Consider the following 13976-nt stretch of genomic DNA (forward strand, 5'->3'; position numbering starts at 1 on the left):
ACTGCGAGGCTAACGCCACGACGCGCCCGGCGTCGAACCATGCCGGAAAGAGTGGTGACCATGCATCTGCGTGCCCGCAAGACGATTCGCGAACGTGCCGAGCGCGTCGGCGCCCTGTCGGAACCATTCCGGCTGTCGTGGGCGACGACGGTGCGAGCCCACACGGACTCGGAGTTCGGTCTACGCGGCCTGCGTCTGTACCGGCCAAGCCATTTCGTTCAAGCGGCCCAGTGGCCCGACCGGATTCTACTGAGCGTGAACGAGTTTCGACCGCACACACTCACGGAGGTAGTCCCCGTCTCGATCATCTCCGCGCGTCTGGAGAAGCAGGTGCTGCGCACGGAGGGGGCGCTCGCGATCGCGACCAGCTATCAGCCGTGGGGCCGCATCACCTACTCGCTGTCCCTGTGGGCGGATGAACAGGCCCTCGAGGAGTTCACCGGAAGCCCCGAGCACGTCGCGGTGATGGACGCCTACCGCTCCCGCGGCTATCTGCGCCACATTCACTGGCGGGGCACGCATCGAAGCATCGGCGCGTCCATGGCCGAGGCGCGCCGCCGCCTCGACGCGGGGCAAGGCCGGCGGGTGGGCGAACCGCGCGATAGCTGGGCTCGCCGGGATCAGCGCCGACTGGCCGCCATCGCGGGCGCCGTCAAATCATGATGCGTTGGCGCGGACGCGGTTCGATGCCCATGCTGGTGAGCGCGGTGGCGTGGTAGATCAGGCCCGAGGTGTGGATGGCGTGTTGCAGGCCGGTGTGCGCGTCACGCCAGAACCGTTGCACGGGGTTGCTGCGGCGCACCGCGTTTCCCCCTGAGCGCGCGAAGATCTCGTCGACGGCGGCCACCGCGCGCCAGGCGCAGCGGACCTGGTTGCGCCGGGTCACGGCGCGGTCGGCGAAGCTGACATCCTCGCCCGCCTCGATGAGATCGTAGAGGCGCTCGATGCCGGTGACGAGCTGGGTGCGCGAGGCGGCGATCTCGGCGGCCGCCTCGGAGATGGCGGACAGGGTGTACGGGTCCTCGGTGATACGGACGCCGGTCGAGGTGGTGCGGTCGCGTTGATAGGCCAGGTGCACGGCGAGCGCGCCTTCGGCGATACCGATGACCGCGGCGGTGATTCCGAGCGGGAACATGGCCCAGAACGGCAGTCGATAGAGGGTTTCCTCGCGACCGACGACCGCCGCCCGCGCCCCTTCGGACATCTCCTGCGCGTCGACGGTCCGGTAGCCGGGCACGAAGGCGTCCTCGACCAGAATGTCCTTGCTGCCGGTGCCGCAGAGGCCGACGACATCCCAGGTGTCGTCGAGGATCTGGTAGTCGGAACGGGGCAGCACCACGTGCAAGGTGGTGCGCGGTTCGGCGGGCCGGCCCTCGGCGTCACCGAGCATGGCGCCCAGGAAGATCCAGTCGCAGTGGTCGGTGCCCGAGGAGAAACTCCAGCGCCCGCTCAGCCGGTACCCGCCGTCGACCGGAGTGGCGATCCCCTGGGCGGCATAGGGCGAGGCGATCCAGGTGTCGGGGTCCTCGCCCCACACTTCCTGTTGCAGACGCCGGTCCATCAGGCCCATCTCCCACGGGTGCACGCCACCGACGCCGCAGACCCAGCCGGACGAACCGCAGCGCTGGGCCACCGCCATGACGGTTTCGGCGAAGACGCGCGGGTGGGCCTCGTACCCACCGAACTCGGCGGGCTGCAGCAGCCGCATCACGCCGGCTTCGCGGAGAAGGGCGACGCTGTCGTCGGACAGCCGCCCGAGCGCCTCGCTCTCGGCGGCGGTGGCGGCCAGCCGCTCGCCCAGCTCCTCCACCCGGTCCAAGACCTTGTCCGTCATGTCGTTCACCTCTCCAGACGATGACGCGACCGCGTCACAAACTAGAATTAATTCTAGTTTGCGCGTGAAGTCAAGGCCAGCAGCGACATTCGATAAGGGACCGTGCGGTCTTAGGCGACGTAGTTGGCCAGGATCAGCGAAGCCGCCCGGCACAGCTCACGCTCGGCATGGTCGGGCGACATGCGTCGGCTCAGACTCGACGTGAGCACACCCCACCAGCTGTAGATCAACAGCAGTGTGGTGCCGTGATCATCCGAGTTCGGCTGCTCGACGCCGAGCGTGTCCAGAATCGCTTGTGTCAGCGCCGATTCCGACTCCAACCACAGCAGTTCCGGCGGCGGCTGCCCCATATAGGCGGCGGCGGTGGCGCGCAGCATGGCCGAGCACAGCCGCGGGCTGCGCAGCAAGGTCGCGTTCAGCGCGGCCAGATTGCGCCCGATCTGCTCCAGCACATCCGCACCGCTCGGCGGCCGCCACTGGTCGGCGACGAAGGTCGCGATGCACTCCTGGAAGAGGGTCGCGAAAACCTCGGTCTTGGTGGGGAAATACCGGTAGAGCGTGCCCAGCGCCACGCCTGCTCGATTGGCGAGATCGGCCATCTGGACCCGATCGAACTCCGCCTCGGCGCCGAGTTCGGCCGCCGCCCGCAGAATGGCCTGCCTGCGCGCCGCCTGCCCCGCCGAGGCCGGAGTGGCGGCGGGGCGCCGCTGTGCGATTCGCCCCATCGGCCCGCCCTTTCTACTCTGTTGCAGGACTTGACGATAGCGGTCGACCCGACGAGCCGGGCGAGCGCCTGATGTGTCGCTCAGCGCACCTGTGTGCGCTGGCTCGCACCGTCGGAGAGGAACGAGGCCAGTTCCTGTCCTTCCTCGGCGACGGTTGTGCGCTCGGCTCGGGTGAACCGGCGCAGCGGGGCGACGACCACGGTGTCCGCCTCCGTGGTCCACGTGGCGGCGACTCGGCCGTCGACCAGCACGACGCGCTCGCCCGCTACCGACAGGCCGCGGTGCGCCTGGTCGATGATTCGGCCGCGGTCGTGGTAGCCGAGGATCGCGTTGTCGAACGCGGGCAGGAACCGCACCGGGGCGGGCGTTTCGGGGTCGGGGCGCGGTGCGTCGGGGAGATCGAGTAGCTCCCGGCCGGATTCGTCGCGAAAGGTGAGCAACTTTTCGCGGGTCGCGGCTACCGCGCCGGGGAGTCCGGCCAGGCCGCACCAGGCGCGCAGATCGGCCGAGGCGGCGGGGCCGAAGGCGGTGAGATACCGCTTCACCAGCGTCTCTCCGACCGGATCGGCGCCCTCCTCGAGCAGATCGATCTCGCGCCCGAGCCACGAGGCGACCGGCACTATGTGCGCACCCGCCCTCCTGCGCCACAGCCCGCGCGGTGGCAACTGCACGGTGGGGACGAGGGCGATCACCATCTCGCCGAGTGCCCGCGGTCCGGCGGCCGGCCAGCGTGCGCTGAGCGTCCGGCCGAGTTCGGGCATCGTGCGGGGCTGCTCGTCGGCCAGCACCGCCCGTGCCGCCGCCGCGAGTTCATCGAGGTCGACGCCGTCGAGTTCGCGGCGGTAGACCCCGAGTACTCGTTGGCGCAGCATGGCGTCGTGGCGGGCCCGCCATGCCAGCGCGTCGTCGGCGGTGACGAGGTGGACCGTGCGGCGCATGAGGTGGGTCCGCACCACGCGCCGCGAGGTCATCAGGTCGTCGAGTGCGGCGGGGTCGAAGGCGCGCAGCCTGGACCAGAGGCCGATGAACGGTTCCTGGGGTTCCTGGGCCTGCAGGCCGCACAGATGTGCCACGGTGTCGAGCACCGGCAGGTCGGCGCGAGTGAGCAGTAACTGGCGGGCGAGCGTTGCCCGGTTGAGCGCACGGGTGGTCAGTACGGTCATCGGTTTATCCGTTGTATTCGCTGACGACGTCGACCACCCAGACGACGCCGAACCGGTCTCGCAGCATCCCATACGCGGGCGCCCACCCCGCCGGGCCGAGCTGGATCACGACGGTCGCCCCGTCGGAGAGCTTCTCCCAGTAACCGGTGACCTCCTCGACGGTCGCGCCGCGCACCGAGACGAAGAACGAATTCTCGCCCTTGTCATAGGCCGTCGCCGCGGGGACGTCGTAGGCCATGACGTGAAACCCGTTCTCCGCCAGCACTTGTCCCCACATGACCCGGTCGGCCTCCTCCTGCACGTTCCCCGCGTCCTGGTAGGTGACGACGGCCAGGTCGCCGCCGAACACGGACTGATAGAACTCCAGCGCCGCGCGCGCGTCGCCACGGAAGTTGAGGTGAGTGGTGGTGGTGATGGACATGGTCGCTCCTTGTTCCGACTTGATGATGCAGCAACCGTCGCAGGGGAAGCGGCCAGGTTGTGTCCTCTTCTCGAGGCAGAATGAGAAATGTGCCGAAGACCTCAGCCCGGCTGCTTGCGCTGCTGTCCTTGCTTCAGGCGCGTCGGAACTGGCCGGGAACGCAGTTGGCCGAGCGCCTGGCGGTCAGCCCGCGCACCGTGCGCCGCGACATCGACCGCCTGCGCGAGCTCGGCTACCCCATCGTGACCACGAAGGGCCCGGACGGCGGGTACCGGCTCGGTGCTGGAATGCAGTTGCCGCCGTTGCATTTCGACGACGAACAGGCGGTCGCGCTGGCCGTCGCGCTCCAGCTGGCCACCGCCACCGCCGGGATCGAGGAGGCCGCGGCGCGGGCGCTGCACACCGTACGGCAGGTCATGCCCGCGCGACTGCGCCACCGCATCGATACTCTGCAGGTCACCGCAGTCGAAGAGGTCTCGGCACCGCCGCTCGACCGCGGCGTGCTGCTGGCGCTCAGCGCCGCCACGCACGCTCGCGAGGTGCTGCGCTTCGACTACGCCACCGCGGCGGGCGACGATCGACCGCGCCGAGCGGAGCCCCACCACCTCGTCACCCGGGGCGGCCGCTGGTACCTCGTCGCCTGGGACCTCGACCGCGACGACTGGCGCACTTTCCGTGCCGACCGCATAACCCCGCGCACCCCCACCGGGCCTCGCTTCGCTCCGCGTGCACTGCCCGGTGGGGATGTGGCTACCTTCGTAGCCGATAGGTTCTCCGGCGGCCGGCCCTGCCGCGGCGAGGTGATCCTCCACCTGCCCGCCGCCGAGGTGTCGCCGTTCGCCGGCGACGGGATTGTCGAGGAACTCGGGCCGAACCGCTGCCGACTCATCGTGGACTCGTGGTCGTGGATCGGGCTGGCCACCGCCGTCGGCGCGTTCGATACCGACATGGAGGTCGTCGGGCCGGCCGAACTCGCGGACGCCTTCGCCCAGTTGGCCCGTCGCTACGCCGATGCGGCGACCGACAGGTCGGCCGAGCCCCGATGACCGTGCCCGTCGCGAATCATCGCCCGCCCCACCAAGATCAGGGGGCAACTGTGGTGCTCGCTACTCGGGCGATACCGCCCTCAGTTCCCCTTGATCATGCGCGCCCGAGGAGGGGTTATGTGGCGAGTTCGCCGCCGCGGGCCGATGAGCGGCCGCGGAGGAAGGCGAGCAGGTCGGGGCCGCCGCGGAGGCACCAGAGCGCGATCACGGGATCGCAGATCGCGCAGCCCAAAGAGGAGTCGTGCGCGAAGGGGACGATCGGGTGGCCTTTGAGGTGATGCAGCACGTCGGAAGCGGTGTGCAGCAGCCAGGCTATACCGATGAACGTCCATGACTGCAGGCCGCGGAACGCGCAGTAGGTGATGAGGGCGGCGAACAGGTACTCCCAGCCGCCGAGGCCGCCGCCGCTGAGATAGGCGGCTCCGGCCCCGGCCACCATGATCGCGTTGAAGGCGCGCCGGTGCGGCTCTCGGATCATTGACATCAGCAGGGCGTAGAGCGCGCCGATCAGCAGCGGCGCGACAACGGTGGCAACGGAACTCATAGCTGGCGACTCCTGGTGACGGCTCCGGGATTGGATCGGTCACGAAGCTATCCCGCCGCCGAGACGTGTCCCAGTGGCTTTTCTGCCACATACCCACGGATTATCGCCACTACGAATCCTGGGTGCCGACAGCCGCTTTCGCGGCCTACTTCGCTCTTGGCGGCGCGTCCGCGGACCCGGCGTGGGTCGGGCGACCGGTGGCGTCGAAGCGGGCGGGGTCGCCGACGGTCAGGACGACTTTGCCGGTGGTGCGGCCGCGCCCGATGAGTTGATGGGCTTCGGCCGCCCGCGCCAGCGGCAGTTCGCTGTCGATGTGCACGCGCAGCTGTCCCGCGTCCACGAGCCGCGCCAGGTCCGCCAGCCCCGCGTGGTCGGGTTCGACCAGGAATCCGGATGCGCGCACCCCCAGTTCGGTTGCCCTGGAAGTCATTCCGGGCGTCCAGGCGCTTTGCGCGTTGACCATGATCGCGCCGGGGCGCAGGCAACGCAATGCGTCGAGAGCGGCCGTGCCGCCGAACATCTGGATCGCGACATCGATGTCGCCGACCGCATCGGCGATATCGACGGCGGTGTAGTCCACCACTTCGTCGGCTCCCAGGTCTCGAACGAAGGCGTGCTTGGCAGCGCTGGCCGTGCCGATGACGTAGGCGCCAAACGACTTCGCGATCTGCACCGCCAAGTGTCCGACGCCGCCGGCCGCCGCGGTGATCAGCACCCGCTGGCCGGACCGGACCTCGGCCACGTCGACCAGCATCTGCCAGGCGGTCAGTCCGGCCAGCGGAAGCGCGGCCGCCTCCGAAAAGCTCGCCCGCTCCGGCATTTTCGCGAAGTGGCGAGCAGGAGCGGTGACGTACTCGGCGTAGGCGCCCGCGGCGCGCGGAAACCACGGCATGCCGAACACCCGGTCGCCGGGCTGGAATCGGGTGGCGCCGTAGCCGACCTCGGTGACCACGCCTGCGACATCCCAGCCCTGGACGAACGGCAGCTCGAGCACGCGGTTGTAGGCCTTGCCCAGGGCGGTGTAGTAGTCGACCGGATTCACCCCTGCCGCAGCCACTTCCACGAGAAGCTCGCCGTAAGACGGTGCGGGGCGGTCGATCTCGGTCACCCGCAGCTTCTCCGGACTTCCCCATTCTTCCTGCAGCACAGCCAGCACGACGGATCCTCCTCGATCAGCACCCAACAATGTGGACGACTGTACTATTAGTTTGACGGTGATGTACAGGACTTTTGTCCTGGATCGATCTAGTACTTACGGCAGGCTCGAGTCCAGCCGTCTAGGCATTCGACACCCTTATGTCGAATCATGGGCTGCTCATTCGGCCGACGCCACTTCCTCTGCCCAGCACTGGCAGACCGACTCATGGCACGCTGGATCTTCGGACATCTGTCCTAGTACCCTGGCGCCATGGACATGCGGGTGCAGCGCGGGCTTCGATCGCGGCAGATCATCCTGGATCGGGCGATGGACATCGCCTCGGTGGAAGGGCTGGAGAGCCTGTCCGTGCGACGGCTGGCCACCGAGGTCGAGGTCAGCAAGAGCGGTGTCTTCGCGCAGTTCGGGTCCAAGGAGGAGTTGCAGCTGGCGACGGTTCGGGCGGCGGTCGATGTGTTCTCCGCCCGGGTGATCCGCCCGGCCATGAAGGTGCCCGCCGGAATCCGCCGGGTCCGGGTGCTGGCGGAGTCGTGGCTGGACTACGCGCAGCAGCCCGTCTTCGAGGGCGGCTGCTTCTTCCTCTCGGTGGCGCCCGAGTTCGACACGCGCCCTGGGCGCGTTCGCGACGCCCTCGCCTCGGCACGTCGCGACTGGCACACCCTCTACGCCGCCACGGTCGCCGAAGCCCAGCGGCTGGGCGAGATCCGCCCCGAAATCGCCCCGGACGACCTGGCTTTCGAACTCGACGCTCTCGCGCGCGTCGCCGCGGAGGACGCGGCCCTGCTGGACGACGCCGCCCGATACGACCGAGTCCGGCGAATCATCGCCGATCGCCTGTCCGCCGCAGCCGTCGAACCCGACCCGCCTCGGCGGGCGACCTAGCGGCTACCGCAGTGCGACCTCCGACACGACAACCGTCAAGCCTTGACCCGCCCGATACTCAGGCCAGACGCCACTGAGCCAGATCGGTTGCCACGGTGCGGGTTTCGGTCGGAGCCAGTTCACGGTCGCCAGCACTCCCCAGGAATCCCGCGAGCTCGAGCAGGCGCCGCGCGGGCGTGCTCGGCGACGGTATGACCAACCTGTGCCCGGTCGGCGACAGCCGTGCGGTCAGCGCGACCAGCAGCCGCAGTGCCACACATCCCAGGAACGTGACCTCGGTCAGGTCGAGTACGACATCGGCGGGGGGCGACTGCGCAAGTTCCGCATAGGCTTTGTCGAGTTGCCACTCGGTGGTCAGGTCGATGTCACCGCGCATCGCCACCCGCGCGGGCTGTTCCTGCGGGAAACACCGGACCTCTCCCGGCTCGGGATACCACTGAGACCTTTGAGCGTCCGCCACGATGGCGCTGGATGAACTCACGACCGACCTCACCTCCTCGAGGACCGGTTCGGGCGCGATCCATGCCATAATTGTCGCACGACAAATGTTGAGAAGCCAGTCCTGGCTGCGTCCAACGTGCATGATCCGCGAGCCTTACGAGGCAACTTGCCCGTGACACCGCCCGCCGAGGTCAATCCAGCCAGATTGCTGTACGGAAACTATTGAGGTGGCGGGGGTTTCGAGCTCGGCGCGGTATCAAGCTCGGCGCTGCTGTTGTGCGGCGTCGGCGCTCGCGGTGAACTCCGCCAACCCCGTCAGTAGAGCTTCGCGTCCAGCGGAACTCATCCCCTGCAGCACCCGGGCGAGTTCCCGCCTCCGAGTGCCGCTGACCTCGGTGAGCAGTCGCTGCCCGTCCCTGGTCAACGCGAGCATCACCTCTCGGCGATTGGCCGGACTGGCGGTGCGGGCGAGCAATCCCGCGGCCTGCAACCGGTCACACAGTCGGCTCGCCGAGGACGGCATCGCGTCCAACTCCGCGGCCAAGCCGTTGAGGTTGATCTGCCCGTGTCGCTGCACGATGGTCAGCGCTTGCAGCTGCGACGGTGACACCGTGGTCCCCACCGCTTGCTGGGCCTGCCCCCACAGCGCGACCAGCCGTGCCGCCGCCTGTTCCACGGTCGCGGCGAGATCGGTCCCGGATCGATCCGGCCGCCGCGCACTGTTCATGCCACTACTGTTACACGTCGCCACGTCCTGACGACACCCCTGGCACGAGGTAACGTCGTCGGACTGGTGTCGCACGACAATTGTCGCCGATCCCTCACAGCCACACAGCCCCGCGGGGCTCCCATCTCGGAGGCCGACATGACCCGCATCGGTGACTCGCTCGGTCGTGCCGAGAGAGCCTTGCGCGCCAGCGCACCCCATGCCCTGCTCGACGTATTGCGCACCACGCTGGAGACCGATTTCGCGGCGACCGCGGTCGACCTGCTGCTCGCCGACTACCGGTTGTCGATGCTGCAGCCGGTCACCGACCTCCCCCATACCGCAACACCTTTGCCGATCAGAACCACGACCGCCGGCCGGGCGTTCACCGCCCAGCAGGTGCTGCTGGAGCCCGGACCGGCCGCCGACGGGGTGGTGATCCACCTTCCGGTGGCCGTGCGCGGTGACCGGCTCGGCATTCTGCGGGCCCACCTGCCGACGGCACCCGCCGACGATCAGCGGAAGGCTTTGGCCGCCTTGGCCACTCTGCTGGGCCACGAACTGATCGTCGCCGAACGCGACACCGACCTCTACCTGCAAGCCCGCCGCCGCGAACGCCTGAGCCTCGCCGCGGAGATGCAGTGGCAACTGCTGCCCGGACGCGGCTGTGCCCGCGCGGAGTACTCCCTGGGCGGGCAGCTCGAGCCCGCGTACACCATCGGCGGGGACAACTTCGACTGGAGTACCTCGGCGGAGTACCTGACCGTTACCGTGTCCAACGGCATGGGACAAGGTATCGCTGCGGCTTTGCTGACCAACCTGGCCATCAGCGCCCTGCGGAACGCGCGCCGCGCCGGACTGGACATCGCCGACCAGGCTTGCCTGGCCGACCAGGCCCTCTACGCCCAGTACAGCGGCGGCCAGCACGTCGCGACTCTGCTGCTGCGCTTCGAGGTCGCCACCGGCCGGGTCGGAGTGGTCGACGCGGGCTCGCCCCGCGCGCTGCGGCTGCGCGACGGCGCGGTCGAGCTGATCGAGTTCGAGGCCCAGCTACCGCTGGGCATGTTCGACGGCACCGACTACCGCGAACAAACCTTCCAGATCGATCCCGGCGACCGGCTGGTCATCGTCAGCGATGGCGTGCACACCGCGCAGGCCCCCACCGGCGTCGAGTACGGCACCACCAACCTCGACCTCGCTATCCTCGCCTCCAGTAACCTGCCCGCCTCGGAGGCCGCGCGGGCCATCATCACCGAGTTGCTCGACTACCACGAGGGCACCGACCTACTGGACGACGCCGTCGTGGTCTGCATCGACTGGAACGGCCCGCGCGGTGACTGAGCGAAGCCACGGCCGCGCCCGCATGTGGGCGGCGTACCCGTGCGTCCTGCGTCAGTCCAGGCAGGAGCGAACAGCCTCGGCCAGCTTCGACGCTCGCGGGTCGTCGGGTCGCAGATCCCAGAGGTTGGTGACGTAGCCGAATCCGATCCCGGAGTCGGGATCGGCGAAGCCGATCGATCCACCCGACCCCGGGTGGCCGAACGCCTCGGGTCCGGTCATCGGCAACATCGGACAGGCCCGCCAGAACCCGAGTGACATGTTGAACGAGCGATCGGCCGGAATGTCGAGCTCGGGCGGCAGCCCGTGCATGCGGGTCTTGTCGGTCTGGACGGCTCGGGCCCGTTCGACGGTCGCCGGCTCGAGCAGCCGCACGCCCTCGACATCGCTGACGGTAGCGGCATACATGCGAGCCAGCGATCGCGCGTCGGCGATACCGTTCGCGGCGGGGAACTCCGCCGCCCGCCACGCCCGAGTGGTGTAGTAGGCAGAGGCCGGGTCGGCCGCGTTGTCCAAGGCGCCGCCCAGTGAACCGGCGCGCATCTGGACCGAGTCCGGACCCCAGACCGCATTGATCCACGCGGTGACGGTGGCCTTGTCCAACCCGGTCGCTTTGATCATCCCCGCGAGCAACTGCTCGACGGTGAACCCCGAGGTGTACTCGATGTGCGCCGCACGGCCTTCCTGTTCTTCGGGGAGCCCGATCCAAGCGCTGAGCCCTAGCGGGGCGGCGACCTCCTCGGCGAAGAAGGTGCCCAGTGATTTGCCGGAGATACGGCGCACGACCTCACCGACCAGATGGCCGAACGTGACGGCGTGGTAGAGGTGCTCGGTGCCCGGCTGCCACAGTGGCGCTTGGGCTTCGAGCGCGCCGATGACCGGATCCCACGCGCACGCCTGCTCGAAGGTCAGTTCGGTGTCGATGGCCGGCAGGCCGGCCTGGTGGGAAAGCAACCAGCGCACCGGGATTCGCTCCTTGCCATGGGCGCCGAACTCCGGCCAGTAGGTGACGACCGGTGCGTCCAGGTCGAGATCGCCACGCTGTGCGAGTAGATGGGCGCAGATCGCGGTGAAACCCTTGGTCGTGGAAGCGACTCGCACGGTGGTGTTCTCATCCCACGTCCGGCCGGTCCGCCGATCGGCCTGTCCACCCCACAGGTCGACCACGGGTCGGCCGTCGAGGTAGACGCTGCACGCCGCACCGATCTCACCGCCGTCCGCGAAGTTGGCGCGGAACGCGTCGGCTACCTTGCCGAAGCCCTCGGCGACACCGTTCTCGCGAACCACCGAAGGGGTTGAAGGGCTACTCATAGTCGAACTCCTCACTCACATACGTACATGTATACGTATATCAGAGCGCGAGGGTAGTCGCCACGAGCAGATTCATTACTCGTCCCATCGGTGACGCGCTCGTCGGGTATCGAGGACCTTCGATACGCGATCGGATGAGGACTGACTATCGACCCTCCCGATCGATCACGCCGCCAGCATAAGAGCGGTGCGGGGCTGCGCGGTTTGACCATGCCGTGGCGGCATGGTGTGGAGTGTCCCGAGGTGGAACCCAGCCGAGGCCGGCGGTTTCCGGCTCTCTGAAGATGAAGGAATACCTTGGGGCACAAGAAGATTTCGGCTGATCGGTTCGGCCCGTGGGCGGTGGTCACGGGGCCCTCGTCGGGCATCGGACGCGAGTTCGCCCTCCAGCTCGCCGCGAACGGGTTGAACGTAGTGTTGGCCGCGCGCCGGGCCGACACGCTCGCCGTACTCGCCGAAGAACTCCAGCGCGAGTACGACGTCGAGTGTTTGGTCGTCGTTATCGACCTCGCCGATCCGGTGCAGCTCGACCATCTCGTGGAAGCCACCTCTGACCTCGACATCGGGCTGCTGGTGTCCAATGCCGGCGACCTGACTCCCGGCGGTTTCCTCGACCAGGAGTTGAGCGCCGCAGTGAAGTCGTTGCACCTCAACGCCTACAGCCACCTGGTCCTCACCCATCGCTTCGGGGAGAGGATGGCGCGGCGCGGAAAGGGTGGGGTGGTGCTGCTCGGTTCCCCCGGCGCCGAGCACGGCATCCCCTGGCTCGCCGCGCATACGGCCGCCAAGTCCTACGTGAATACCCTGGGCCGTGGCTTGCACAGCGAATTCGCCGCGCGCGGAATCACTCTCGTAGTGCTCGCGCCGGGCGCCGTCGCCACGGAACTACAGCGCAGGCGGGCGCTGCCCGAGGCCGGAGCAATGTCGGTCTCCGACTGCGTATCTCAGGCACTGCGAGGGTTGGAGTCGGGACGCGCCGAGGTGATCCCCGGCCTCGTGCCGCGGGTGATGAGGCGCCTACCGGCTCGGGTCACCCGACGCCTGCTGGGGAAGGTCATGGCGACAGCCGCTGAGCGGGCGGAGACCGACGGGAACGGCTGAGCATCGATGGCGTTCATCGCGGTGGCGATGGGAGCGATTTACCCGCAACAGGTTCGGTCATTCGGCAGCTCAGTGCAGCCCTGGGTTGACGGCGCGAATGTGAGCTATCGCGCTGTCGGGAAACAGTTCTCGCGGGAATGCCGTGGCGTGTCCATCGTGGTACAAGAGCACCAGGTGACGGCGAATGGTCAGCTTGGTGATGCTGTCGTATCGCAGGTGGCTGTAGAACCCGTGGGTGCGGACGGCGACCGCGTCGGAGCCGAAGCGGGAGGAGAGCGGGGCGCCTTCGGCAGCGTACGTTGTGAAAAGCCTTCGGACACGGATGAAGTCGGCCACCGTAACGGCCAGACGGACGGTCAGCGCGGCAATCATCAACACACCTGCCCACAAGGCCCCGGCGACCAACCCTTCCTTGCCTGTGATCGCGACGACGATCAGCACGGCCATCGCGGCGATGGCGGCATTGCTCTGAGTCAGGCGTCGATTTCTTCGCCACGTGACCGCCCAAGCCATTCGCGATGCGGTGTCGGGCCCTGCGGTAACCGTGGCCGTCGGCTTTTCCAGCGGCGGGATCGGGGGTAGCGGCGGCGGTGCCGCGACATCCCGGCGCCCGGCGAGTCGTGCGCGAAGATAGTCGATCGCTGTGTCCGGGAATAGTTCTCGGGGATACGAGATATCGCTGTTCCTCGTGCGGAGCGTGATCGAATATGATTCCACCGCGATCGCTCGAAACCGGTTGTACGCGACGTGGACGCGCCTATTTGTGCCGCCCTGTAGTTCGAAGGCATCCGGGCCGAAGCGGATGGTCAGCGTCTGCCCCTCCCTTGGAACCAGGGCCCGATACGATCGAGCCAACGGCCCTATCCGCAGCTTATGCAGGAAGGCCGAGGAAGCGATCACCGCGAGCACCGCGACCGCGACTTCGTACTGCCGCGATATCCACAGGGCGATCATCAGAACGATCAGGATCGAGTACGTTACGAACACCAGTCGGCGATGGTTCCGATATCGCCGTCGGACGCTCGCCTTCAACAGTTCGTTGTTCTCCGGCGTTGCCTCCAGCACGGCGTCCGGTTGCTCCATCGCCGGAATCGGCGGCAACTCATCGGGCTGGGGTGCCTCTGTCGAGTGCCGTTGCGCGGCAGTCATATCGCCGGATCTCGACGAACCCGCCGCCGGCTCCGCGCCGCCCGCGGATCTCGATGGCCCGTCGTTCTCACCACCCACACAACGCAAGCTAGCCGAAACGTCCGGATTCCGCTGGGCTGGTAGGCATATGCGATGTCGGTGCCGCCGTTTATGAGGCGA

Annotated in this window: 15 protein-coding genes; 5 read left to right on the plus strand and 10 right to left on the minus strand. The window is 68.1% G+C overall.

The window, feature by feature from the left end; all coding sequences use genetic code 11:
* The first annotated feature begins 255 nt into the window (after positions 1-255).
* Positions 256-663 carry a hypothetical protein gene (locus tag ON39_RS43215; protein ID WP_146251221.1) on the plus strand — a complete coding sequence of 136 codons (408 nt, stop codon included), beginning with the start codon at positions 256-258 and terminating at the stop codon, positions 661-663.
* Here the strand turns inward: ON39_RS43215 and ON39_RS43220 are convergent.
* The 4 genes from ON39_RS43220 to ON39_RS43235 all read right to left on the minus strand — a co-directional run bounded on the left by ON39_RS43220 (position 653) and on the right by ON39_RS43235 (position 4143).
* Positions 653-1834, minus strand: coding sequence for an acyl-CoA dehydrogenase family protein (locus tag ON39_RS43220; RefSeq protein WP_040742905.1), 1182 nt, complete (start codon positions 1832-1834; stop codon positions 653-655). The genes ON39_RS43215 and ON39_RS43220 overlap by 11 nt on opposite strands.
* A gap of 110 nt (positions 1835-1944) precedes the next feature.
* Positions 1945-2559, minus strand: a complete 615-nt coding sequence (locus ON39_RS43225; RefSeq protein WP_040742878.1) for a TetR/AcrR family transcriptional regulator — start codon at positions 2557-2559, stop codon at positions 1945-1947.
* 80 nt (positions 2560-2639) lie between these two features.
* On the minus strand, positions 2640-3722 hold the full coding sequence (locus ON39_RS43230) for a winged helix DNA-binding domain-containing protein (RefSeq protein WP_040742879.1): 1083 nt from the start codon (positions 3720-3722) through the stop codon (positions 2640-2642).
* 4 nt (positions 3723-3726) lie between these two features.
* Positions 3727-4143, minus strand: a complete 417-nt coding sequence (locus ON39_RS43235) for a VOC family protein (protein ID WP_040742880.1) — start codon at positions 4141-4143, stop codon at positions 3727-3729.
* Positions 4144-4232: 89 nt separating this feature from the next.
* On the opposite strand from ON39_RS43235, the gene ON39_RS43240 reads away from it, so the two are divergent.
* Complete coding sequence (locus tag ON39_RS43240) at positions 4233-5189, plus strand: helix-turn-helix transcriptional regulator (RefSeq protein WP_040742881.1); 957 nt, start codon at positions 4233-4235, stop codon at positions 5187-5189.
* 115 nt (positions 5190-5304) lie between these two features.
* On the opposite strand, the gene ON39_RS43245 is transcribed toward ON39_RS43240, so the two are convergent.
* Together ON39_RS43245 and ON39_RS43250 are read right to left on the minus strand one after the other, a co-directional pair.
* Positions 5305-5733, minus strand: coding sequence for a DUF6010 family protein (locus ON39_RS43245; protein ID WP_040742882.1), 429 nt, complete (start codon positions 5731-5733; stop codon positions 5305-5307).
* A 145-nt stretch (positions 5734-5878) separates the two neighbouring features.
* Positions 5879-6889, minus strand: a complete 1011-nt coding sequence (locus ON39_RS43250; RefSeq protein ID WP_063713487.1) for an NADP-dependent oxidoreductase — start codon at positions 6887-6889, stop codon at positions 5879-5881.
* Positions 6890-7141: 252 nt separating this feature from the next.
* On the opposite strand from ON39_RS43250, the gene ON39_RS43255 reads away from it, so the two are divergent.
* Positions 7142-7771, plus strand: coding sequence for a TetR/AcrR family transcriptional regulator (locus ON39_RS43255; RefSeq protein WP_040742883.1), 630 nt, complete (start codon positions 7142-7144; stop codon positions 7769-7771).
* A 58-nt stretch (positions 7772-7829) separates the two neighbouring features.
* On the opposite strand, the gene ON39_RS51745 is transcribed toward ON39_RS43255, so the two are convergent.
* Entirely contained in the window at positions 7830-8354 is a 525-nt protein-coding gene (locus ON39_RS51745; protein ID WP_083895065.1) for an STAS domain-containing protein, read from the minus strand.
* Positions 8355-8468: 114 nt separating this feature from the next.
* Entirely contained in the window at positions 8469-8939 is a 471-nt protein-coding gene (locus tag ON39_RS43265; RefSeq protein WP_040742885.1) for a MarR family winged helix-turn-helix transcriptional regulator, read from the minus strand.
* 138 nt (positions 8940-9077) lie between these two features.
* On the opposite strand from ON39_RS43265, the gene ON39_RS43270 reads away from it, so the two are divergent.
* A complete protein-coding gene (locus ON39_RS43270; protein ID WP_040742886.1) occupies positions 9078-10259 on the plus strand; it encodes a PP2C family protein-serine/threonine phosphatase in 1182 nt (393 codons plus the stop codon).
* A 51-nt stretch (positions 10260-10310) separates the two neighbouring features.
* Here the strand turns inward: ON39_RS43270 and ON39_RS43275 are convergent, their stop codons facing one another.
* Entirely contained in the window at positions 10311-11567 is a 1257-nt protein-coding gene (locus ON39_RS43275; RefSeq protein ID WP_051187861.1) for a serine hydrolase domain-containing protein, read from the minus strand.
* A 297-nt stretch (positions 11568-11864) separates the two neighbouring features.
* On the opposite strand from ON39_RS43275, the gene ON39_RS43280 reads away from it, so the two are divergent.
* Positions 11865-12668: an SDR family NAD(P)-dependent oxidoreductase gene (locus ON39_RS43280; RefSeq protein ID WP_083895066.1), complete on the plus strand. Its 804-nt coding sequence runs from the start codon at positions 11865-11867 to the stop codon at positions 12666-12668.
* A gap of 69 nt (positions 12669-12737) precedes the next feature.
* On the opposite strand, the gene ON39_RS43285 is transcribed toward ON39_RS43280, so the two are convergent.
* Positions 12738-13895 (minus strand): hypothetical protein, encoded by a 1158-nt coding sequence (locus tag ON39_RS43285; RefSeq protein ID WP_146251220.1) that lies wholly within the window; start codon positions 13893-13895, stop codon positions 12738-12740.
* Positions 13896-13976: the final 81 nt, after the last annotated feature.

The sequence above is a fragment of the Nocardia tenerifensis NBRC 101015 genome (genome assembly GCF_000308715.1).
GTDB classification, from domain to species: Bacteria; Actinomycetota; Actinomycetes; order Mycobacteriales; family Mycobacteriaceae; genus Nocardia; species Nocardia tenerifensis.